Origin of the sequence: Achromobacter sp. Marseille-Q0513 (assembly GCF_018195695.1) — a bacterium.
GTDB lineage: Bacteria > Pseudomonadota > Gammaproteobacteria > Burkholderiales > Burkholderiaceae_B > Achromobacter.
Genome location: NZ_JAGTJY010000101.1, coordinates 1 through 22,370, shown reverse-complemented (window position 1 = coordinate 22,370; position 22,370 = coordinate 1). Strand labels below are relative to the sequence as shown.

Sequence of the window (22,370 nt, the reverse complement as noted above, 5' to 3'; positions counted from 1 at the left end):
CCGGGGGGGGAAAGGCTCGGTGCACTCCCGCGCCGACTTCCGGCCCCCCGCGCACGAGGGGCTGGGGGCCAAGGCCCCCGGCCCCATGCAGGCCGCCCCCGCCGACCTGCCCTGGACGCGCCTGCGTCCCGGCATCCGCGTCAAGCCGCTGGGCCGCGCCTTCGCTGGCTGAACGACATGCGCCCGCGCCGGCACGGAGCCGGACGCGGGCGCATGATGTCTTGCGCAAGCCTCGTTGCGCAGACCCTGCCGCCCCCGGCCTCGTGCCGCGGGGCGGTTTGTTTTCAGGGTCTGGCTTTAAGGGTCTCGCTTTAATGGGCTGGCTTTAAAGGTCCAGCTTCAAGGGCCTGGCTTTAGGAGTCTTGCGTCCAGGGCTCTACTTCAGCTTGGCCTGTTGCGGAGTCACGAAGTCCTCCAGCGACAGCCCCTTTTCCTTGAGGATCGCTTCCAGCAGCGGCTGCAGCTTGCCCAGGCTTTCCTGCACAGTCTCGCGCACGGTGTCCACCACCACCTGGGTGCCGCGCTCGATCTCGATATTGACGGCGTCGCCGACCTGCTTGTCCTCGAACACCGTCATGCGGCGCGTCTCGGGAATCAGCCAGACCTCGAACCAACCCTCGGCGCGGTTGACCTCGGACACGGTCAGGCTGGCGCCGTTGATGGCGATATAGCCCTTGGCGAACACGTACTTGCGGAAGTCCTCGGGAATGCTGAAGCGCATCAGCCGGTTCGTGTCCGACGACTTGACCATCACCACTTCGGACGTGAAGTCCACATGCCCCGACAGCGGATGCCCGCCAATCTCGGCGCCGTCCTTGGCCGCGCGCTCGACGTTGGCGCGGTCGCCTTCCTGGTAGGCGCCCAGGGTGGTGATGGCCAGGCTTTGCAGCATGACGTCGAAGGTGGCCTGGTCCGGGCCCGTCAGCTCGGTCACGGTCAGGCAGACCCCGTCGGTGGACACGCTGGCGCCCACCGCCAGATCAGTACAAAAGCCCGGCGGGAAATCGAGCGTGAAAGTGCGCAGGCCCTCGCGATCGGCGATCTTGGCGATCTTCGCGGTGCCTTGGACTATGCCTGTGAACATACGAATCCTGATGCGGGGCGCGGCGCGCCCGTGAAACAAAACATCAACGTTAACCGATATTTTGCTTCGGGCCGGGTGATGTCCCTGGCGACGGCTGGATGGTAGCGAATTGGCACAGGTGAAGCAGGCCGTCGGAACGTTCACTGTCTTGGCTGCCTATGCGGCAGCGAACACCAAGGGCAGATCGTTTGCGGAACAACGTTTTTTCTAAGCTGCCTATGCGGCAGAGAACCACGGGTAATCCATCCCAGCCGGGATGTCTGCTTTCTAAGCTGCCTATGCGGCAGCGAACTGGGCAGCGCTACGCTACGACGTGCCCAAGGTTTTCTAAGCTGCCTACGCGGTAGCGAACAACCTCGTCCAGCTGGACAACCTGATCCAGCATTTCTAAGCTGCCTACGCGGCAGCGAACACCGGACGTTTCGACCCGGACATTCTGAGCATTTTCTAAGCTGCCTACGCGGCAGCGAACGACCCATGCATTGCCGAAGGCCTGCGTATGCATTTCTAAGCTGCCTACGCGGCAGCGAACACGGGCGCACGCGGGTAAACGTGCGCGGTTCATTTCTAAGCTGCCTACGCGGCAGCGAACTTGATCCGCCCCTATGCATATAACCCCGTGTTTTTCTAAGCTGCCTACGCGGCAGCGAACGTGCTGATGCGCGAGACGTTCGACCGGCGCAATTTCTAAGCTGCCTACGCGGCAGCGAACGGGCGAATTCACGGCCATCGACCTGCAAACCCATTTCTAAGCTGCCTACGCGGCAGCGAACCAGGAGAAGCGCATGGCGGCCGGCCTGCGCGGTTTTCTAAGCTGCCTACGCGGCAGCGAACAGCTTCGTCACCGCCAACTTGCGGGCGGCGTCTTTCTAAGCTGCCTACGCGGCAGCGAACCGGACCTCGGCGTCGAATACGGCCCGGCTCATTTTCTAAGCTGCCTACGCGGCAGCGAACCACCACTTCTGCCGCGCAATGCTGCTCTCGCTTTTCTAAGCTGCCTACGCGGCAGCGAACAGCGAGGACATGTAGCTGCCGTTCAGCGGATTTTTCTAAGCTGCCTACGCGGCAGCGAACCCACGGCGTCCTTGCGCACTTCCTGACGAATGCTTTCTAAGCTGCCTACGCGGCAGCGAACCGCTTCGAATTCGACGCGGGCGCCACGGACCTTTTCTAAGCTGCCTACGCGGCAGCGAACCACGTAGCGCAGATGCTCGCGTACATCGAGCCTTTCTAAGCTGCCTACGCGGCAGCGAACCTGTTCGAGTATCAGAAGGTGTGGTTGCGCAATTTTCTAAGCTGCCTACGCGGCAGCGAACAATCGTCGTTGGAGCTTTCGAAGGTGTCCACGCTTTCTAAGCTGCCTACGCGGCAGCGAACGCTGAGCGAATCGCCCAGGCCAAGAGATTCCATTTCTAAGCTGCCTACGCGGCAGCGAACTGTGACGACGTTCGACAATCTGTCGCTGTACTTTTCTAAGCTGCCTACGCGGCAGCGAACGGCGCCGGCTCTTGGCGGCGTTCCATCACCTTTTTCTAAGCTGCCTACGCGGCAGCGAACTGTTCATCAAACTCCACAGCTGCTTGATTCTAAAGAAAAAACCACTTCCCGGGCTCCAAACACCCAAATTTTCACCCATTCCGTAAGTCCTTGATTTTTATGGTGCAGTTAAATCCCACAAAAAAAGGGTTCGGCGCATGCAGTCCTTCCACATCAGGATCCACGCCCCTGCCTGGCAGTCTTCCCCAATACTGTGGAATCTCCCTCGCCCCGGCCAAGACCGCCTGTGCCGGCCCGTAGTCATGCCCGCCTCCCGTACAAATAGCGCCCCCCTCTCCCGAAAGTCCAAGACGCGTACAGGCCGATGAAGAGTCGGCGTGCATGTCTCCCCAAAACAAAAAAACCGAGGCCGCGCACCCGGCGCGGCCTCGGCCTTGCTACAAAAACCACGCTAACGCGTCAGTGCTTGATCGCGATAGTCTTCAACGTGGTGAAGCCATACAGCGCCTCGAACCCCTTCTCGCGGCCATAGCCCGACTGACGCGAACCGCCGAAAGGCAGTTCCACGCCGCCGCCCGCGCCGTAGTTGTTGACGAAGACCTGGCCGGCGCGCAGCTGGCGGGCCAGGCGCAGCTGGCGGGCGCCGTCGCGCGTCCAGACGCCGGCGACCAGGCCGTACAGCGTGCCATTGGCCAGCGCGACCGCTTCCGCTTCGGTGTCGAAGGCCATGGCGGCCAGCACCGGGCCGAACACTTCCTCCTGCGCCAGGCGGCTGTTCGGCGGCACGTCGCGGAACAGCACCGGCACCTGGTAGTAGCCGGACGCGGACGCGCCGTCCTTGAGCTTGCCGCGCGCCGCCACCTTCAGGCCCTCGGCCTCGGCTTCGGCAACGAAGCCACGCACGCGGTCGTGCTGGCGGGCGCTGATCAGCGGGCCCACATCCAGGTCCTGCGCCGCCGGGCCGGTCACGGTGGCGGCGAAGGCCTCGGACAGACGCTTGAGCACGGTTTCGTACACACCGCGCTGGATCAGCACGCGACTGCCGGCCGAGCAGGTCTGGCCGGCGTTCTGGATGATGGCGGCCAGCAGCACCGGCATGGCCGCGTCCAGGTCGGCGTCGTCGAACACGATCTGCGGCGACTTGCCGCCCAGTTCCAGCGTGACGGGCACGTGGTTGTCGGCGGCGGCGTGCGCCACCATCTTGCCGGTCTGCGGCGAGCCGGTGAACGAGATGTGGTCGATGCCGGAATGAGCCGACAGCGCGGCGCCGGCCTCGTGGCCGTAGCCCGTGACGATGTTCAGCGCGCCGGCCGGCAGGCCGGCCTCGGCCGCGATCTCGGCCAGCTTGAGCAGCGACAGGCAGGCGTCCTCGGCCGGCTTGACCACGCAGGCGTTGCCGGCGGCCAGCGCCGCGCCCACGCTGCGGCCGAAGATCTGCAGCGGATAGTTCCACGGCACGATGTGGCCGGTCACGCCATGCGCCTCGCGCACGGTCAGCACGGTGAAGCCGGGGTTGTAGGGAATGGTCTGGCCATGCAGCTTGTCGACCGCGCCGGCGTAGAACTCGAAGTAGCGGGCCACGGCGGCGGCGTCGGCGCGCGCCTGCTTGATGGGCTTGCCGGCGTCGGCCGATTCCAGTTGCGCCAGCTCTTCCTGGCGGTCGAGCAGTGCGAAGGCGATGCGCATCAGCAGGCGGCTGCGGGCGGCCGGCGCCATCTGCCCCCACTCGCCCTCGAACGCCGCGCGCGCCGCGCCCACGGCGCGGTCCACGTCTTCCTGGCCCGAGCGCGCGATCGTCTCGAACTGCTGACCGTCGGACGGGTTCAGCACGGGAATGGTTTCACCGGTGGCGGCGGCCACCCATTGATTGGCGATGAAGTTCTTTTGGCTCACGATGTGCGCAGTAAAGTGGCGGCCGGACGGCCGGTTGCTGAAATGGCTGGCGGCTGCGCCGCCGAGTCTCCCGGGCGTCTCCGGCGGGAGCCGGAAACGCGGCCCGCGCGTCGATCGCACAGGCCTTGTGATTTGATGGAAAATTACGGGAGCGCCCGACAACTTGTCAATTGCATTGACAGCTTTTGTCCCAAGCTTCAGGAATTTTCCAGCCCGACTCGGGTTATCCCTAGGACTGCGAGCGCCCCGCGCCCGCGCCGGTCTTGTCAAAGCGCATGACAAGCCGCAAGCCCAGACAGAAGGAGCGCAGCGATGAGCAACACGCGTGACCCGCAGCTCGATGCCCTGCTGCAGGCCGCCAGCCGGCCCAGGCCCGAACTGGATGCGCTGGCCGAGGTCGCGTCCGGCCTGGGCTATGTGCGCGCCGAGCGTTTCGCCGAACGCGTGTACGAGAGCCTGTTCTACGCCATCGCCACCGGCAAGATCGCGCCGGGCAGCAAGCTGCCCGCCGAGCTGGAACTGGCCGCGCTGTTCGAAGTGTCGCGCCCGGTCGTGCGCCAGGCGCTGGACCGGCTGCGCGAGGACCAGCTGGTGGACTCGCGGCGCGGCTCGGGCACCTATGTGCGCGCCAAGCCCGACCTGATGGGCGGCATGCCCGCGGTCGATCCGGCCCGGCGCGTCGGCCACATCCTCGAGGGGCTGGAGCTGCGCATGGTGATCGAACCCGAGTGCGCCTATTTCGCGGCCCTGCGCCGCAGCGAGCGCGACCTGCAGGAAATGGACCGCATGCTGGCCGGCTACGAGGAAGCGGACGCGTCCGGCAACATCGCCCACCACCACGACTTCGGCTTTCATCGCGCCATCGCCGCCGCCACCGGCAACCAGCGCTTCGTGCAAGTGCTCAAGTCGCTGGAGTACGACGTAAGCCACGCCGTCAACGTGATGCGGCAGCTGGTCCATATCGAACCCTGGAAGCGCACCCGCGCCGCCATCGACGAGCATCGCCAGATCTACCGCTTGATCCGCGAACAGGACGCAGAGGGCGCGCGCAACATCATGCGCTCGCATATCGAGAAGGCTCGCAGCCGGATGCTCAACAGCGGACCGGAACAGTAGGCGTCGTCGCGACGCACAGTGTTACGAAAAAACTGTGCGGATTCACATGCCCTGAAACGTCTATAGGTATGGACCGGGAAATCCCCCGGCCTCGCCGGCGGTTCGCGCACGCCGCCGGCCAGCCCAACAGACGGAGTGGCGCCTTGCAATCCTCGGACAAACCCAGCACCGGCACGATGGACGCCAACGGCCGCCGGCCCTGGCTCGGCGCCTCGGCGCCGGACTCGCCGCCCGCTGCTGCCGCCGCCCCGCCCAGCCTGCGCTGGCGCGGCCCGTGGCGGACCTGGCTGTTGCTGTCCTGGGCGATCTGCACGCTGGCCTCGCCCACCTTCGCCTTCGTCGTCGTCCTGCTTTGCATCGATGCCCGCAGCGACAACCCGTATTTCTGGTGGTCGCTGCCCCTCATCGTCGCCGCCGGCAATGCCGTCGCGATCCTGCGCACCCACTATCGTCATGGCCGCCGTGGCTATGCCGACCGCGCCGCGCTGGCGCGCCAGCACGCCGCCACCGCCCAGGCCACGGCCGGCGCCCTGTTCCTGGCGGCGGGCGCCGCCTCGGGCCTGCTGCCGGAACTGGCCGCCATGCTGCTGGGCACGCGGGACGCCGGACCGGCCGCCCTGGGCGGAATCGCGCTCGCCATGGGATTCGGCGTGGCCTCGCATGTGCACGCCGGAGCGCTGCATGCCTGGCTGGCCTTTCGCGAACCGACCGCCGCCATGCCGGCGCCGGCCAGCGCACGCTGACAGCGGCTCGAAGCCGCCCGTGAACCGTCGTCCAGCGCGCCTTGAGCGCGGGTCGACGCCGCCATCAGGACGGCGTCGCGCATGTCCGCAAAGCGCCGCCATGCCGCCGCGCGCGGGCGTTCAAGCCTGCGCCCGTGCGCCGCACTGCCCACAGAAACTCGCGCCGGGCGCAAGCGCCGCCCGGCATTGCGCGCACGCGGCCGGCGTCAGCGATGCCCCGCATTGCGCGCAGTAGCGGCCGCCAGCAGCCTGCGCCGCGCCGCAAGCGCCACAGGCAAGCGTGGCCTGACGGGGTTGAGGATTCATGTTCGGATCGCCGTAGGATCCGTTCTGGCCGTGCCGGTTGCCGTGTGAACCGTAGCCTTGGCGGCTGCCATGCCCGCCTCCCAGCAGATGCTTCAGTATGCCCATGTCGGACTCCAAATCGCCTTGCGGCATTGACCTGGGCTTGATTGAAAAGCCTGAAGTTACTTTAGAGTCAAACACAAGCGGCACAATGGGCGGGCGCCGGGAGATCCCGCCCTTACTACTTCCTGCAGATGAGCAAGGCCAGGCAAATCATGCCGATCAGGGTTCCGCCGATGGCAAAGGCGGCGCGCTGCGCGCGCTCGGATTCGATCAATAGCCCAAAGGTGCAGGCCGCCAACAACAAGGAAATCAAGAGTCCCAGAAGGAATGGACGCCAACTTCGACGCGCCGAATTCGAAGTCGCACGCCAAGCACACTTCAGCTTGTTCATGGAGATTTCGAGAAAATTAGTGCCGGATGCTTGATGCTAGCAAACGTTCCATCAACGGAAAACAATTTTCCAGAAAAGCGGACAATTCGCGCGGTGTACGCATCATGATGGACGGCCGACAGTGACGGACCAGCCTTCGGGCAGACCCGGCACATAGAGGCACCAGGCGCGCGCGACGCCATGCGCCTACATATCTCGTGGACGACATCCAGGACACGGCGACGCACGCAGACGCCGGCGATCCGTGCAGGCCAAGAAGAATCCGCCCAATTTTCATCATTGCGAGCGATCCGAATTGTGCTGCATACCGCCCGCAATCAAGATGCATGGTCCCCGTGCCCCCTGGGTGCAGAGCCAACAACGTCATCCTCCTTCGAGCCACAGGGACACGGGCTCTCAATAACAAACTTATATACAAGAATAAAACTTATTATTTACTTATAATTTTGTACAATGAACGCGATCCTCTGGACCCAGAAGGCGGCAAAGCAATTACGCAAGTTGGACCATCAGCACCAGGTAACGATCCGGGACGGCGTAGAGACGCTGAAGGCCATGCCTGCATGCCAGAACGTCAAGGCCCTCACGAATCATCGGCACGGCTACCGGCTACGCATTAGCAACTACCGTGTCCTGTTCAATTGGGATGGCGCCGTGAAGGTTGTCGAGATTGAGGAAGTGAGAAAACGCGATGAACATGCCTACTAACATCCAGATCATCAACGGCCCCGGCGGCGAACCCGCTTTTGTCGTCATCCCCTATACAGACTATGTCGCGTCCCGCAACACCGAGAAGAGCATGATTCCTCATGACGTGATCAGCCGCAGCGTCGACGGCGCCACACCGGTCCGCGCCTGGCGGGAGCACCTCGGTTTGACCCAGGCCGACGTGGCCGAGCGGCTGGGCATCAGTCAATCCGCCTATGCGCAACAGGAAAGCAGCAGCCGGCTACGCAAGGCAAGCCGCGAGAAAATTGCCGCCGCGCTGGGCATTGCAGCGGCACAGTTGGACTTTTGAAACGTCAAGAAAAGCCGCTCAACCAAACCGATCCTGCGTCTGCCTGATGGCCGGGGTAATGAATCTCCGCATACATGGTGTTCGCGTGGAACGAGAACTCCCGCTGATACCATGATGGGTATCCACACGACAAGAATGCGCTCACAGCGGTCCCAGGCAGGTGCTCGCAGGAACAGATCGAGCGAACAATCAGGCAGCCCATCCGTATAACACCCGAAGTCAAAAGAAAATTCGTATCCCATGAAACTAGCCACCTGGAACGTCAACTCCCTCAACGTGCGCCTGCCCCAGGTGCTGGACTGGCTGGCCGCCAATCCGGTCGACGCGCTGTGCCTGCAGGAACTGAAGCTCACCGACGACAAATTCCCGGAAGCCGCCTTCACCGAAGCCGGTTATCACGCCGTCTGGGCCGGCCAGAAGACCTACAACGGCGTCGCCATCCTGTCGCGCGCGCCCGGCGCCGGCATGGTGCGCAACATCCCCGGCTTTGAAGACCCGCAGCAGCGCGTGCTGGCGCTGACCCTGCCCAGCCCGGACGGCGACGTCCGCGTGGTCTGCGCCTATTGCCCCAACGGCCAGAGCGTGGGTTCCGACAAATACGAATACAAGCTGGCCTGGTTCGAGGGCATGCGCCAGTGGCTGGCCGACGAGATCGGCCAATACCCGCGCCTGGCGGTGCTGGGCGACTACAACGTCGCCCCGGCCGACGAGGACGTGCACAACCCGGAAAAGTGGGAAGGCCAGGTGCTGGTGTCCGAGCCCGAGCGCAACGCCTTCCGCGCCCTGCTCGACCTGGGCCTGACCGATTCCTTCCGCCTGTTCCCGCAGCCCGAGAAGTCCTTCAGTTGGTGGGACTACCGCCAGTTCGGCTTCCGCCGCAACGCCGGCCTGCGCATCGACCATGTGCTGCTGTCGGCGCCGCTGGTCAAGCGCTGCGTGGCCTGCGACATCGACAAGGAACCGCGCCGTAACGAGCAGCCGTCCGACCACGCGCCGGTGATCGCCACGCTGTCCTTCGAATAGGAATTTCCAGCGCCTATGCACAGCGCGGGAATTTTCCTGTATAGTTGCGGTCTTGCTTGATTTGGGGCGGTAGCTCAGCTGGGAGAGCGTCGCGTTCGCAATGCGAAGGTCGGGAGTTCGATCCTCCTCCGCTCCACCAAATTCCAGACGGAAAAGCCTTGGATACACACTGTGTTCCAAGGCTTTTTTGTATCTGCAAGCTCATCAATTCGCTCGACCGCACAGGCTTGGCGGCCTACATCTGGCGCCGCTCGCCTCTTTTTTCGCATGCGCCACGCCGACTTCGACCAACGTCTCGCATCCCTGGACGCCCTGCCCGTGCATCGCGGCCGGCTCATGCGCGTCTGGCTGCAAGGCCAGCCGCTGGACCAGGGCACGCGACGGCGCGACTCCCAACACTTCCTGCCGCTGGCGCTGCGCAACGCCGTGCCCGCCCTGACGGCGGAGCTGGACGGTCTGGCCCGCGTCCGTTCCGAGCATGCCGGCAACGATGGCTCGCGCCTGCTGGTCGAATTGGCCGACGGGCAGATGGTGGAAAGCGTGCTGCTGCCGCGCGATGGGCTTTGCGTCTCGACACAGATCGGCTGCGCGGTGGGCTGTCGCTTCTGCATGACCGGCAAGAGCGGCCTGATCCGCCAGGTCAGCAGCATGGAGATCCTGGCCCAGGTGGTGCTGGCGCGGCGCATGCGCGCGGTGAAGAAGGTGGTCTTCATGGGCATGGGCGAGCCCGCGCACAATCTCGAGAACGTGCTCGAAGCCATCGACCTGCTCGGCACCGAGGGCGGCATCGGCCACAAGAACCTGGTGTTCTCGACCGTGGGCGATCCGCGCGTGTTCGAGGCGCTGCCCAGGCAGCGCATCAAGCCCGCGCTGGCCTTGTCGCTGCACACGACCAAGGCGGAACTGCGCGCGCACCTGCTGCCGCGCGCGCCGAGAATCGCGCCCGAAGCGCTGATCGAACTCGGCGAACAGTACGCCCGCGACACCGGCTACCCGATCCAGTATCAATGGACGCTGCTCAAGGGCGTCAACGACGGCGACGATGAACTCGACGCCATCGTGCGCCTGCTCAAGGGCAAGTACGGCGTGCTCAACGTCATCCCGTTCAACAGCCTCGAAGGCGATGACTACCAGCGCCCCGATCCCGAGCGCATCCGCGAGATCGTCCGCAACCTGCACAGCCGTGGCGTGCTGACCAAGATCAGGAACAGCGCCGGTCAGGACGTGGACGCCGGCTGCGGCCAACTGCGCGCCCGCGCCGTCGGCGCGGAGCAGGTGGTGGAGCTGCGCCGCACGCGTGGCGCAAGACCGGAAGGCTCGCCGGGCACAACCCACGCCACCGCCGGCGCGCCAACCTGACGGCTTGAATCTCGCCCAGGCCTGAAGACGGCGCCACCGGCGCAGACAGGCCGAGATATCCCCTCCCGCTCCGGCCTGCCGTGCGCCCGCCAGCCACCCGAGGCCTGCGCGCAAGATCAGGACGGCCGCGACGGCCGCCCTGCTCCACATCAAACGCTGAACATCACGCGCCAAACGTCAACGCATTGGTCAGATCGCCCATCGGCTGCTGTCCGCGCCCCTTCATCGCCTCGTCGCGCGCCTTCAATCCATCCAGCACCGGCAGGTCGAACAAGCGTGTGGCCAGGCGCAGGATCGAGCCGGTGTCGTAGATGGTGTGATCCACCGCGCCCTTCTTCGAGAATGGCGAGATCACCAGCGCCGGAATGCGCGAGCCCGGACCCCAGCGGTCGCCCTTGGGCGGCGCGACGTGGTCCCACCAGCCGCCGTTCTCGTCCACGGTGATGACCACCACCATGTTCTTCCATTGCGCGCTCTTGCGCAGGCTGTCGACGATGTGGGCGATGTGGCGGTCGCCCGACTCCACGTCGGCGTAGCCGGCATGCATGTTGAGATTGCCCTGCGGCTTGTAGAAGGTCAGCGGCGGCAGCTTGCCGGCCTCGGCGTCGGCCAGGAATTTGTTGGTCGCGGTGATATCGCCCAGGCCGCCATCGCGCAGATGCGCCGCGCGCGCCGGCGTGCCGGGCGCGGTGCTCTTGAAGTAGTTGAAGGGCTGGTGATGCGCCTGGAAGTTGGGCGACGACGGAAAGCCGGTGTTGGCGGTGGAGTCGACGGCAGCCTGCCAGCCACCCGCGTACCAGGCCCAATCCAGGCCCTTGGCCGTCATCAGGTCGCCGATGTTGGCGTGGCCTTGCGGCACCATGGTCATCGGGTTGGCGGGATCGGCCTGCGTCGGATCCGCGGCGCTGCGCGAAAACGCCGGCCAGTACGGCGGCCCCATGGTATTCACGCCGAAGCCGTCGGGCGAGAGCGCGCTGGCGCCGAACTGCGGAATGCCGGTCATGGCGCTGGCCGGCGACGTGGGCTTGGGCTGCAGGCGCGTGTCGGTCGGATCCGCGCTTTGCAGCTGGGCGATCTGGACCTTGGCCACCGAGTTGGCCGCATCCGGATAGACCGGCGGCTGCGCGGCGACCAGGTATTGGTGGTTCAGGAACGAACCGCCGAAGGCGCCCTGGAAGAAGTTGTCGCAGAGCGTGAATTCCTGGGCCAGCTTCCACAGCCGCAGGTTGTAGGCCGAGTCGCTGTAGTAGCCCATGACCAGGCCGCCCGAATCCGCCCAGGCGACGAAGCGGTCGTTCTTGCCGCCGTTGATCTGCATCTGGTTTTGATAGAACACATGCCACAGATCGCGCGTGACCACGCCTTGCGGCAGCGGCTCGCCTTGCGGGCCGCGCAGCGGAAACGGCGCGTTGGCCAGGTTGTTCATGTAGGGCGCGGCCTGGTCCACTTGATAGGTGATGTGGTTGGCCTGCTGCGATTGCGGCACCATGCCGCCCCACACCGGCGGCAGCACGGACAGCGCCGTGCCGTCGCGGTCGTACTGCGTGTAGTCGGCGGCGGTGAGCGCGGACAGCGGTTTTTCGACGCCGGGGAAATTGGCGAAGAGATTGTTGAAGCTGCGGTTCTCGGCAAAGATCACGACCAGCGTCTTGACGTTGTCGCGCAGCAGCTTGGTGGTGTCGGGCGGCGTCGGCGGAGCCGGCGGCGGCGCGGGCTTGTCGTCGTCATTGTCGTCGCTGGAGCAGCCGCCCAGCGCGCCCAGCGCCGTGGCGCTGGCGCCCAGCGCGGCGATGCCGGTCAGGAAGCCGCGGCGCGCGGGCCGGACCTGCTCCGGCGGATTGCCCTTGGCGTCCTCGGGCGGCGTTGCGGGATGCTTTTCTTTTTCAGACATGAGTGACCTTGCGTGGAACGCGGCGCACTGTCATTGCGTCGCTGGGCGCCGGATGACAGCCGGCATCGTTGACGGGCCACAGACTAGAGACGCAATGTTCTCCGGGTGTGACCGGTTGCTGTCAGGAGGCTGTCAAGGCGCCGGCATGCCATGGCCGTGCGTGAGTGGCACGGCATGGAGAAGCATCCGCGCGGGCAAGGGAAAACGATGAGCAAAAAGAAGAGCGCTGCGCAGGCATTGAGGCCTACGCAGCGCTGGAGTCGCGTCGCTTCAGAGAACTGTCAGCAGGCGGCGCGGCGTGATGCCGCCATGCGCGGCGCCGCCTGCGGCATGGCATGTCCGCTCGGACTCAAGCGTGTGCCGGCTTCCAATGACGCGCCGCCAGCGCCAGCAGCGCCGCGTCCGCGCCGGCCGGCCCCACCAGCTGCAGGCCCACGGGCAGTCCGTCCACGAAGCCCGCGGGCAGGCTGATGGCCGGCAAACCCAGCACGTTCCACGGATTGGTCAGGCCCAGCAGCGTTTCACGCACGCCTGCGCTGCCCGGGCCATTGACGCTGCGCTGCTGCAGGGCCGGCGCGGTGATCGCGACGGTGGGTAGCGCCAGCGCGTCGACATGCTCGAAGATCCGCGCGAACTCGGCCTGCAGCCGCGCCCTTTCCTTCAGGCCACGCACGTACTCCCAGCCCTGCACCGGCCGCGAGGCGCGCAGCCGCTCCAGCACTTCGGGATCGTACTTGCCGGGCTCGCGCTCGACGCGCTCGGCGTGCACATCATAGGCTTCGGAACGCTGGATCGCGCTCAACGCGGCCTGCAGCGCGCGCGCGTGCTGGGTGACCTCGCCGCCATCCCGCAGCGCCGCGCCGGCCAGCCGTTCGGCCGCCGCGCGCGCGCAGGCGGTGACCAGCGCGTGGTCGATGGCAAACGGCGCGTTGGCGAGCCAGGCGATGCGCGGCGCATCGCTCGCATCCCCGGCATCGGCGATGGCGCCTTCGCTCAGGATGCGCATGAACGCCTGCGCGTCCTCCACGCTCTGCGCCAGCACGCCCACGTCCTCGATCGAGGGCGACAGCGGAAACACGCCCGTGTCGCTGACGCGGCCATGCGAGGGCTTGAAGCCGACCAGGCCGCACAGCGCCGACGGCACGCGCACCGAGCCGCCAGTGTCCGTGCCCAGCGCCACCGGCACCATGCCCGCGGCCACCGCCGCCGCGCTGCCGGCGCTGGAACCGCCGGTGATGCGCGCCGGATCCCAGGGATTGCGCGCGGCGCCCTGGACGCTGCGGTCGCCAGTGGGACCGTAGGCGAATTCATGCGTCAGCGTCTTGCCGACCACGATGGCGCCGGCCTCGCGCAGCAGCGTCACGCAACGCGCGTCGGCCGCCGGGCGATGGCCCAGGAAATGCGCGGCGCCCATGGTGGTGGGCATGTCGGCGGTGTCGACGTTGTCCTTGATGGCAACCGGGATGCCGTGCAGCGGACCGCGCACGCGCCCCGCCCCGCGCTCGGCGTCGAGCGCGCGCGCCTGCGCCAGCGCGGTGGGAATGTCCGTGTGCACGAAGGCGTTGAGCTGCGGGTTGAGCCGCTCGATGGCCGCGCCGGCGTGGCGCACCAGGTCCTCGGCGCTGAACGCGCCCTCGGCCATGCCCCGCGCCAGTTCGGCAAGGCCGCGGCCGGCGAAGAAGCCCGGTTCGACCGCCAGGCGCGGCGTGTCGCTCGCGGGCCGGCTCATCGCGCGGCTCCGCTATGCGCGTTGGCGCCGGGCAGGCGCGGCGCCACGCCGGGGCGCACCTGCAGCATGGCGATCATGCCGATGGCGGTGGCGATGGACGCCGCCACGAACATCACCGAATAGCCGTGGCGCGCGGCCAGGTAGCCGGTCAGCGTGGGCGCGAGGATGGACGCGATGTTGGCGAAGAAGTGCATCAGGCCGCTGAAGGTGCCGACGCGGCTGGCCGGCGCGGTGTCGATGACCACGGCCCAATACACGGAGTTGGGCAGCGCGTTCAGCGCATTGGCCAGCGTCATCAGCGCGATCACGGCGAACACCGACTGCGCCTGCGACACCAGCATGAAGCACAGCGCGGTGGCCAGCAGGCAGCCGGCGGCGAACCAGCTGCGCGCGATCTTCAGGCTGCCGGTGCGCTTGAGCAGCAGGTCGGAGATGCGGCCACCCAGCAGCACGGTGACGCAGGCGCCGGTCCAGGGAATCATGCCCATGTACCAGAGCGAGGACAGGCTGTAGCCGAAGTTGTCCTGCAGGTACTTGGGCGTCCAGGTCAGCAGCAGGAAGTTCACGTACATGAACGAGAAATAGCCCAGCGTGTTGAGCATCAGCGTCTTGCTGCGGAAGAAGGTCCACCACGGCAGCGCCGGGCCGTCCACGGCCTGGCCGGCAGCGGCCTGCTGGCGGGCCGACTGGATCTCGCGCAGCTCGGCGGGCGACACGCGCGGATTGGTTTCCGGGCGGTCGGTGAAGATGCGCATGAAGAACACCAGCACGATCAGGCCGGCGCCGCCCAGGATGTAGAACATGGCGCGCCAGCTGCCGGTCAGGCTCAGCAGCCCCACCGCCACCGGCGCGGTCAGCAGCGCGCCCAGCGGCGTGCTGAGCAGGCCGAAGCCGACCACGAAGCCGCGCTCGCGCGGCGTGGCCCAGTTGGCGATGGTCTTGTTGATGATGGAGTACGCCGGCCCTTCGGCCGCGCCGAACAGGATGCGGATGGTGGCGAAGCCGGCCAGCGCCGAGCCGCCCAGGAAGGCCAGGCCGAAGTCGCCGGCCCAGGCGGTGGCGATCTCGAACACCGACCAGGTCACGCCGGCCACGATCCAGACTTTGCGCGGGCCGTAGCGGTCGGCCAGCATGCCGCCGAACAGCGCGCCCACCATGTAGCCGTAGCCGAAGTAGCCCAGCACCGAGCCCCAGTCGCCGCGGTCCAGCCCGTACTCGCCCGTGATGTGGGCGGCGGCATAGGACATGGCGCCACGGTCGATGTAATTGATCAGCGCCAGCAGCACCACCATTGTGAAGATCCGGTAGCGGAACCGGGAATTCTGCGTTTCAGTCGTCATTGCGATCGGTCCAGTCGATTTACCCAAACGTTTGGGTTGCGGAATGCTAGTGGTTTTGGGCGGGAAGCGACACCGGGAAAACCCTAGCTGAGATTGCGGCCGAAAGACGCCAGACGGGGCCATGCCGCGCCGGCGGCGCGCCTCCAGCCGCGCGCTAGCGTGTATCCTCCAGCCCCATGAACAAACCCCGCCCCGTCCCGCTGCAGAGCCTGGCGCGGCAGCTCGGCCTGAACGTGTCGACGGTGTCCAGGGTCCTGAACGGTTCCGAGGACGATGCGCGCGGCGCGGCCGCGCCCGGCACCGTCGAGCGCATCCGCGCGCTGGCGGCCGAGCTGCGCTACCAGGCCAATCCGCACGCCGCCAGCCTCAAGACCCGCCGCAGCCGCAGCATCGGCGTGCTGGTGCCGCGCCTGTCCGACATGGTGCTGGCCACGATCTACGAAGGCGTGGACGAGGCCGCCGCCGAACACGGCTACCTTACCTTCGTCTCCAACACCCAGGACCAGCCGGACAAGCAGCGCAAGCTGATCGACATGGCGCTGGCGCGGCGCGTGGATGGCCTGATCCTGGGCGACGCGCACAGCGGCCCGGACGCCAGCCCCAACCCGCTGCTGGCCGAACTGGCCGCGCGCGGCGTGCCCTTCGTGCTGGTCAGCCGCCATGCCGACGCGCACTGCGCGGTGACCTGCGACGACATCGAGGGCGGCCGCCTGGCGGCGCGCCATCTGCTGGACATGGGCCACCGCCGCATCGCGGTGATGACCGGCGAACCGTATGCCAGCACCGGCCGCGACCGCACGGCCGGTTTCCTGGAAGTCTGCGCCGAGCGCGGCGTGGACGTGCCCGCGCGCTGGCGCATTCCCAGCCCCTTCGACACCGACGCCGGCCGCAGCGTCGGCGCCGGCCTGCTGGCCGGCCCGGACCGCCCCACCGCGATCTTCGCGGTCAACGACTTCCTGGCGGTGGGCGTGATGGGCGCGGCGCGCGAGCGCGGGCTGGAAGCCGGCCGCGACGTGGCCATCGTGGGCTACAACGACACGCCGCTGGCCGGCGCGCTGCCCATCGGCCTGAGCACCATCCATTCGCCGATGCATCAGATGGGCCGGCTGGGCCTGGAACTGCTGTTGCAGAAGCTGGCCGGCGACGATCCGGGCAGCCAGCGCCTGGCGCCCTCGCTGGTGGTGCGCGGCAGCAGCGACCGGCCCGTGCCGGGCTGATCGCCGCGCCCGCCCGCGCGCTCAGGCCGGCTTGACGGCCCGGGTGGCCAGGAAGGTCGGCAGATAGCCATCGATCACGAAGCGCGGCCGGGGCTGGCGCGCTTCATGAAAGCCCGCCAGCAGGAAGCCGGCGTCGAGCTGGCCGCCGATCTGGTCCTGCAGCGTGTGGCCGAACACCAGCGCCTCGCCGCGCGCGCGCTTGGCATCCAGCGCCTCGGCGTCCAGGTGCCGCGTGTCCGCGTAGGGCAGCGCGTGCGCCGGCCGGATCAGGCCCTGCTCCGCGTATCGCGGATCGCGGTCGCCCACGAACACGACCGGGTTGTAGAAGCTGGACAGCAGCCGGCCGCCCGGCCGCAGCACGCGGAAGCACTCGCGCCACACGGGCCGCACGTCGGGCACGTACAGGTTGGAGATGGGGTGGAACACCACGTCGAAGGCCTGGTCCTCGAAGGCCGACAGATCGCGCATGTCGCCTTGCACGGCAGTCAGCGCCAGCCCTTCGCGGCGCGCCACGGCGCGATCCTGCTCCAGCTGCCCTTCGGACAGGTCGAACACGGTGACATCGGCGCCGGCCGCGGCCAGCACCGGCGCCTGCTGGCCGCCGGCGGAAGCCAGGCACAGGATGCGCAGGCCCTGGACCGCGTCCAGCCAGCCGCGCGGCAGCGGCTCCGGCGTCAGGCGCGCGGCGGACAGATCACCGCCCCGAGCGGCCACGATGATCTCGGGCGTCACGGGCCGCGACCATTCGCAGTCCTGCGCGGCCTGCTGGTCCCAGGCCGCCTGATTGTGGGCCAGCAGATCCAGGCTGGCGTCGTGATGATTGGAGGATGCCGTCATGAAGAGAACTCCTTGATGCGCACCGCGCGTGCGCGCGCCATGGGTCCGGACGGCGGGCGCGCGCGAACGCGCGTGGCCCCGCCCTGCCTGTGGCTTGCGACAAACTTGGGATGCGTGAAATGGGTGCCCGGCGGGCGCGGACGCGCGGTCGCCGGAGGGACGCGCCGTTCCGGCAAGGCCGCGATGGCTTGCCGGAAATGGCGGGAGGTGCAGGTCAGGCCTGGATGATCATTTTGATGCGCTCCTTTGAGCAGCGGGTATTCTATCCCACCTTGCATCCAGGCAAGACCCGCCAGACAGCCGGCCCCGACGCCGAAGCCGCGCCCCTGGCCGCAAGACGCTCCGGCGCCATCGCCGACCCACACGACCAGGATCCGAACCTCATGGACACCCCGCAGCACACCTTCCTCGACGTTGCCGGCCAGCGCCTCATGCGCCTGGCGGACAACGGCCCCCTGCTCGCCGGCGAGCAGGACGTCGCCGACCTTCTGGGCCTGACCTGGGGCGAGGACGTGGACTGGATCGTGCTGCCCGTCTGCCGCCTGCCGACGGACTTCTTCCGGCTGGAAACGCGCATCGCCGGCAACATGCTGCAGAAGCTCACCAACTACCGGATGAAGTGCGCCATCGTCGGCGACATCTCGGCGCCGCTGGCCGCCAGCAGCGCGCTGCGCGACTTCGTGCGCGAGTCCAACCAGGGCCGCGCCGTCTGGTTCGCCGACGACATGGACGCGCTGGGCCAGCGATTCGCACAGGCCTGCGCAACCGCCACGGCCGCCAAGAGCGATATCTATCAATTCCAGCGCGGTAACGCGCCGCTGCTGATCTCCATCCCCCACCTGGGCAGCCAGCTGCCCGACGCGCAGCGCGCGCGCATGACCGAGGCCGGCCTGCGCTCGGGCGACACCGACTGGCACCTGGACACGCTGTACGGCTGGGCCAGGGCGCTGGGCGCCTCGGTGCTGGGCGCGCGCTATTCGCGCTATGTGGTGGACCTGAACCGTCCGTCCGACGACGCCAGCCTGTATCCCGGCCAGACCAAGACCGGCCTGTGCCCGACGCACACATTCCGGGGCGAACCGATCTACCAGGACGGCGCCGAGCCCGACGAGGCCGAGCGCGCGCGGCGGCTGGACGCGTACTGGCGTCCATACCACGACAAGCTGCGCCTGGAGATCGAACGCATCCGCGCCGAGCACGGCGCCGTGCTGCTATGGGAAGCGCACTCCATCGCCAGCGTGCTGCCGCGCCTGTTCGAGGGCAAGCTGCCCGACCTGAACGTCGGCACGGCCGACGGCGCCAGTTGCGCGCCCGACGTGCTGGACGCGATCCGGCAGCGCCTGGAGGGCGCGGCGCCCTATACCTGGGCCGTCAACGGCCGCTTCAAGGGCGGCCACATCACGCGCCACTATGGCAAGCCCGGGGACGAGGTGCACGCGGTGCAACTGGAGATGTGCCAGTCGACCTACATGGACGAGACCTATCCCTACGCCTACCGGTCGGACTTGGCAGCGCGGGTGACGCCCGTGGTGGAAGGCATGGTCGGCGCGGCGCTGGAACGGATCAGCGCTCGCGGACGTTGAAGGCAAACGTCCGCGACCCGGCGCAAGCCGGGCCGCGGACGCTGCGCAGGCGGGAAGTGAAGCAGACGCCGGCCGCCTGAATCAGGCCGCCAGCCGCCCCTCGATCTTGACCTTGGTGGCCGGCAGGTCTTCGGGCAGGCGCTGCGCCAGCTGGCCGAACAGCTCGCCGTGCAGGGCCAGCTCGGCGCGCCAGGCGCCCTCGTCCACCGACATGATCTGCTCGAACTTGTCCGGCGTGAACTCCAGCCCGGTCCAGTCGATGTCCTGGTAGCTGGGCGACACGCCGAACACCTGGTCCACGCCCTGGGCCTGGCCGTCGATGCGGCCCAGCATCCAGCGCAGCACGCGCATGTTCTCGCCGAAGCCCGGCCAGACGAACTTGCCGTCCGGTCCCTTGCGGAACCAGTTCACGCAATAGATGCGCGGCAGCGTGGCGCCGGCCGCTTCCAGGCGCTTGCCCAGCTGCAGCCAGTGGTTGAAGTAGTCGCTCATGTTGTAGCCGCAGAACGGCAGCATGGCGAAGGGATCGCGCCGCACAACGCCCTGCTGGCCCACGGCCGCGGCGGTGGTTTCCGAGCCCATGGTGGCGGCCATGTACACGCCTTCGACCCAGTTGCGGGCCTCGGTCACCAGCGGCACGGTGGTGGAACGGCGGCCGCCGAAGATGAAGGCGTCGATCACCACGCCTTCGGGGTTTTCCCATTCCGGATCGATCGACGGACATTGCGCGGCCGGCGCCGTGAAGCGCGCGTTCGGATGCGCGGCCTTGCGGCCGGTCTGCTGCGCGATGGCGGGCGTCCAGTCCTGGCCCTGCCAGTCGATCAGGTGCTCGGGCGGCGTCTGGGTCATGCCTTCCCACCAGACGTCGCCGTCGTCGGTCAGCGCCACGTTGGTGAAGATGACGTTGGCCTTGAGCGTGGCCATGGCGTTGTAGTTGGTCAGCTCGCTGGTGCCCGGCGCCACGCCGAAATAGCCGGCCTCGGGGTTGATGGCGTGCAGGCGGCCGTCGGCGCCCGGCTTGATCCAGGCGATGTCGTCGCCGATGGTGCTGACCTTCCAGCCGTCCATGCCCTGCGGCGGGATCAGCATGGCGAAGTTGGTCTTGCCGCAGGCCGACGGGAAGGCCGCCGCGACGTGGTACTTGCGGCCCTTGGGCGAGGTCACGCCCAGGATCAGCATGTGCTCGGCCAGCCAGCCCTGGTCGCGGCCCATGGTGGACGCGATGCGCAGCGCGAAGCACTTCTTGCCCAGCAACGCGTTGCCGCCGTAGCCCGAGCCGAAGCTCCAGATCTCGCGCGTCTTGGGGTAGTGGACGATGTACTTGGTGGGATTGCAGGGCCAGGCCACGTCGGCCTCGCCGTCCGCCAGCGGCTTGCCCACCGAATGCACGCAGGGCACGAAGTCGCCGTCGGCGCCCAGCACGTCATAGACCTGCTTGCCCATGCGCGTCATGATGCGCATGTTGACGACCACGTAGGGGCTGTCGGACAGCTCGACGCCGATATGCGCGATGTCCGAGCCCAGCGGGCCCATCGAGAACGGCACCACGTACAGCGTGCGGCCGCGCATGGCGCCGTCGAACAGGCCGTCGAGCGTGGCGCGCATCTCGGCGGGATCGGCCCAGTTGTTGGTGGGGCCGGCGTCCTCGGCGCGGTCGGAACAGATGAAGGTGCGGTCCTCGACGCGGGCCACGTCGGACGGGTCGGAACAGGCCAGGAACGAATTAGGCCGTTTGGCGGGGTTCAGGCGGCGCATGGTGCCGGACTGCACCATCTGCTCGCACAGGCGGTCGTATTCCTGTTGCGAGCCGTCGCACCAGACCACCCGATCGGGCTTGGCCAGCGCGACGACGCGGGCGACCCAGTCGATCAGTCCGCGGTGCTTGACATGGGCGGGCACGTTCAAGGCCGCCAGGCCCCCTTCCAAAGGCGTATTCATCGGGGTCTACTCCCTACTTGTATTGGTGATGCTGCCAAGTGATACGGCCCCGTTCGGATAGGGGCCGTATGCGTTTGCGCCATCATACTTGCAGCGCCGGGCAGCCCGTCAACCCGCCCACATGGAGGAGTTTGTCACCGATTGAGACGCCTCAAACAAGCGCCACGGCAAGCTTGGGTCGGGCTCGCGCCCACGCGCCGCACGCATGCGGCGGCGCGGCAATTCAGAGTCCGGCTGGCGCCCCTCACCCCTGCTGCAAGCGCTCGGCCAGAAAGTCCACGAACACGCGCAGCTTGGGCAAGGCATGCCGCGTTGCGGGCCACAGCAGCGAGAAGCGACCGCCCTCCTCGGCCCAGTCCGCCAAGGTCTCGACCAGCTTGCCGTCATGCAGCAATTGGCGCACGGCGAAGTCCGGCACATAGGCCAGGCCCAGTCCGGCCTCGGCGGCGCCCACCAGCGCCTCCACATTATTGAAGGCCAGCGCGGCGCGCAGCGGCGGCGCGGCGTCTTCCTGCGCGCCGCTGAATCGCCATTCCTGCAATTGCCCATCGCCCGCATGGCGGAACGCCAGCCGCGCGTGTTCGCCCAGATCGACGGGCTTGAGCGGCGCGCCGCGCGCCGCCAGATAGGCCGGCGACGCCACCACCGCGAAGCGATAGGCGCCCAACGGCCGCGCCTTCAGGCGCGAATCGGCGAAGCTGCCGCTGCGCATGGCCACGTCCACCCCCTCGCCGATCAGGTCGACGATGCGGTCGCTGAAGTCCAGGTCCAGCTCGATCTCGGGATAGCGCCGGGTGAACTCGGGCAGCAGCGGCACCAGCATGCGATAACCGATGGCGGGCAGGCTGACGCGCAGCCGCCCGCGCGGCGACTGCCGGCCCCGCGTCACTTCGGCCTCGGCCTCTTCCAGCTCGCGGACGATGCGGGCGCAGCGTTCCAGGAACAGCTCGCCCTCCTCCGTCAGGCTGATGCGGCGCGTGCTGCGGTTGAGCAGGCGCACGCCCAGCCCGTCCTCCAGCCGCGCCACGCTCTTGCCCACCGCCGACGCCGAGATGCCCAGCTGCGCGCCGGCCGCCACATAGCTGCGCAGGCGCGCCGCGTGCACGAAGGCCAGGATTCCGCTCAGGCTTTCCATCGCTGCTCCTTCAGGGATGTCCAGGTCTTGCCGCGCCGCGCCGGCCCGACCAGGCCTGGTTGATTTGGCCCTGGGCAATAAAGGAAATTTTGTCCTTTCAATGCGTCCCTGAGACCTATTTTTCATTAATTGCGGCAATTTTATCCTTCTTGACCTTATCCACTCGATCACGCGGCCTGGCCGCGCCATAACCATGCCCCGCTCTTGCCCACCCCCGGAGCCCGCCCG

At 67.4% G+C, this 22,370-nt stretch carries 18 protein-coding genes, 1 tRNA gene, 2 pseudogenes and 1 CRISPR repeat array; of the genes and pseudogenes, 11 read left to right on the top strand and 10 right to left on the bottom strand.

Annotation, left to right across the window (positions count from 1 at the left end; genetic code table 11):
* A pseudogene (locus KDH83_RS32625) lies at nucleotides 1-172 on the top strand (microcystinase MlrC family protease); the annotation flags it as partial.
* A gap of 204 nt (nucleotides 173-376) precedes the next feature.
* Here the strand turns inward: KDH83_RS32625 and KDH83_RS19180 are convergent.
* Nucleotides 377-1,084, bottom strand: a complete 708-nt coding sequence (locus tag KDH83_RS19180; RefSeq protein WP_212318802.1) for a riboflavin synthase subunit alpha — start codon at nucleotides 1,082-1,084, stop codon at nucleotides 377-379.
* A gap of 144 nt (nucleotides 1,085-1,228) precedes the next feature.
* A CRISPR array of direct repeats spans nucleotides 1,229-2,641; the repeat unit is 28 nt; unit sequence TTTCTAAGCTGCCTACGCGGCAGCGAAC.
* Nucleotides 2,642-3,040: 399 nt separating this feature from the next.
* Nucleotides 3,041-4,474 (bottom strand): aldehyde dehydrogenase family protein, encoded by a 1,434-nt coding sequence (locus KDH83_RS19175; RefSeq protein ID WP_212318800.1) that lies wholly within the window; start codon nucleotides 4,472-4,474, stop codon nucleotides 3,041-3,043.
* A gap of 312 nt (nucleotides 4,475-4,786) precedes the next feature.
* On the opposite strand from KDH83_RS19175, the gene KDH83_RS19170 reads away from it, so the two are divergent.
* Both KDH83_RS19170 and KDH83_RS19165 read left to right on the top strand, forming a co-directional pair.
* Nucleotides 4,787-5,590: a FadR/GntR family transcriptional regulator gene (locus KDH83_RS19170; protein ID WP_212318799.1), complete on the top strand. Its 804-nt coding sequence runs from the start codon at nucleotides 4,787-4,789 to the stop codon at nucleotides 5,588-5,590.
* Between the two features lie 143 nt (nucleotides 5,591-5,733).
* Nucleotides 5,734-6,333: a hypothetical protein gene (locus KDH83_RS19165; protein ID WP_212318796.1), complete on the top strand. Its 600-nt coding sequence runs from the start codon at nucleotides 5,734-5,736 to the stop codon at nucleotides 6,331-6,333.
* A 120-nt stretch (nucleotides 6,334-6,453) separates the two neighbouring features.
* Here the strand turns inward: KDH83_RS19165 and KDH83_RS19160 are convergent, their stop codons facing one another.
* Together KDH83_RS19160 and KDH83_RS19155 are read right to left on the bottom strand one after the other, a co-directional pair.
* Entirely contained in the window at nucleotides 6,454-6,744 is a 291-nt protein-coding gene (locus KDH83_RS19160) for a zinc ribbon domain-containing protein (protein WP_212318794.1), read from the bottom strand.
* A gap of 115 nt (nucleotides 6,745-6,859) precedes the next feature.
* On the bottom strand, nucleotides 6,860-7,072 hold the full coding sequence (locus KDH83_RS19155) for a hypothetical protein (RefSeq protein ID WP_212318792.1): 213 nt from the start codon (nucleotides 7,070-7,072) through the stop codon (nucleotides 6,860-6,862).
* A gap of 453 nt (nucleotides 7,073-7,525) precedes the next feature.
* Between KDH83_RS19155 and KDH83_RS19150 the strand changes: the two genes are divergently transcribed.
* The 5 genes from KDH83_RS19150 (at nucleotide 7,526) to KDH83_RS19130 (ending at nucleotide 10,472) form a co-directional block, all read left to right on the top strand.
* The gene (locus KDH83_RS19150; RefSeq protein WP_212318790.1) at nucleotides 7,526-7,780 is read left to right on the top strand and encodes a type II toxin-antitoxin system RelE/ParE family toxin; all 255 of its coding nucleotides are present in this window, start codon (nucleotides 7,526-7,528) and stop codon (nucleotides 7,778-7,780) included.
* Complete coding sequence (locus KDH83_RS19145) at nucleotides 7,764-8,090, top strand: helix-turn-helix transcriptional regulator (protein WP_212318788.1); 327 nt, start codon at nucleotides 7,764-7,766, stop codon at nucleotides 8,088-8,090. Before KDH83_RS19150 ends, KDH83_RS19145 begins: the two co-directional genes overlap by 17 nt.
* 240 nt (nucleotides 8,091-8,330) lie before the next feature.
* Complete coding sequence (gene xth / locus KDH83_RS19140; protein ID WP_212318786.1) at nucleotides 8,331-9,113, top strand: exodeoxyribonuclease III; 783 nt, start codon at nucleotides 8,331-8,333, stop codon at nucleotides 9,111-9,113.
* 63 nt (nucleotides 9,114-9,176) lie between these two features.
* A tRNA-Ala gene (locus KDH83_RS19135) sits at nucleotides 9,177-9,252 on the top strand.
* 128 nt (nucleotides 9,253-9,380) lie between these two features.
* Complete coding sequence (locus tag KDH83_RS19130) at nucleotides 9,381-10,472, top strand: RNA methyltransferase (RefSeq protein ID WP_212318784.1); 1,092 nt, start codon at nucleotides 9,381-9,383, stop codon at nucleotides 10,470-10,472.
* Nucleotides 10,473-10,635: 163 nt separating this feature from the next.
* Here KDH83_RS19130 and acpA read toward each other — a convergent pair whose 3' ends face one another.
* From acpA to KDH83_RS19115, 3 genes are all read right to left on the bottom strand, one after another.
* Nucleotides 10,636-12,363 carry an acid phosphatase gene (gene acpA, locus KDH83_RS19125; RefSeq protein ID WP_212318782.1) on the bottom strand — a complete coding sequence of 576 codons (1,728 nt, stop codon included), beginning with the start codon at nucleotides 12,361-12,363 and terminating at the stop codon, nucleotides 10,636-10,638.
* Nucleotides 12,364-12,712: 349 nt separating this feature from the next.
* Nucleotides 12,713-14,092 carry an amidase gene (locus tag KDH83_RS19120; RefSeq protein WP_212318779.1) on the bottom strand — a complete coding sequence of 460 codons (1,380 nt, stop codon included), beginning with the start codon at nucleotides 14,090-14,092 and terminating at the stop codon, nucleotides 12,713-12,715.
* Nucleotides 14,089-15,432, bottom strand: a complete 1,344-nt coding sequence (locus KDH83_RS19115; protein WP_212318777.1) for an MFS transporter — start codon at nucleotides 15,430-15,432, stop codon at nucleotides 14,089-14,091. Before KDH83_RS19115 ends, KDH83_RS19120 begins: the two co-directional genes overlap by 4 nt.
* Before the next feature lie 176 nt (nucleotides 15,433-15,608).
* On the opposite strand from KDH83_RS19115, the gene KDH83_RS19110 reads away from it, so the two are divergent.
* On the top strand, nucleotides 15,609-16,649 hold the full coding sequence (locus tag KDH83_RS19110) for a substrate-binding domain-containing protein (RefSeq protein WP_212318775.1): 1,041 nt from the start codon (nucleotides 15,609-15,611) through the stop codon (nucleotides 16,647-16,649).
* A 21-nt stretch (nucleotides 16,650-16,670) separates the two neighbouring features.
* Here the strand turns inward: KDH83_RS19110 and KDH83_RS19105 are convergent, their stop codons facing one another.
* Nucleotides 16,671-17,486, bottom strand: coding sequence for a class I SAM-dependent methyltransferase (locus KDH83_RS19105; protein WP_212318773.1), 816 nt, complete (start codon nucleotides 17,484-17,486; stop codon nucleotides 16,671-16,673).
* A gap of 110 nt (nucleotides 17,487-17,596) precedes the next feature.
* Here KDH83_RS19105 and KDH83_RS32975 point away from each other — a divergent pair.
* Nucleotides 17,597-18,220: pseudogene (locus KDH83_RS32975) on the top strand (DUF4180 domain-containing protein); the annotation flags it as partial.
* The gene (gene hutG, locus KDH83_RS32615; protein ID WP_249205207.1) at nucleotides 18,212-19,069 is read left to right on the top strand and encodes an N-formylglutamate deformylase; all 858 of its coding nucleotides are present in this window, start codon (nucleotides 18,212-18,214) and stop codon (nucleotides 19,067-19,069) included. The pseudogene KDH83_RS32975 and the gene hutG, both read left to right, overlap by 9 nt.
* A gap of 81 nt (nucleotides 19,070-19,150) precedes the next feature.
* Here the strand turns inward: hutG and KDH83_RS19095 are convergent, their stop codons facing one another.
* Both KDH83_RS19095 and KDH83_RS19090 read right to left on the bottom strand, forming a co-directional pair.
* On the bottom strand, nucleotides 19,151-21,007 hold the full coding sequence (locus KDH83_RS19095) for a phosphoenolpyruvate carboxykinase (GTP) (RefSeq protein ID WP_212318769.1): 1,857 nt from the start codon (nucleotides 21,005-21,007) through the stop codon (nucleotides 19,151-19,153).
* Nucleotides 21,008-21,251: 244 nt separating this feature from the next.
* Complete coding sequence (locus KDH83_RS19090; RefSeq protein ID WP_212318766.1) at nucleotides 21,252-22,142, bottom strand: LysR family transcriptional regulator; 891 nt, start codon at nucleotides 22,140-22,142, stop codon at nucleotides 21,252-21,254.
* Nucleotides 22,143-22,370: the final 228 nt, after the last annotated feature.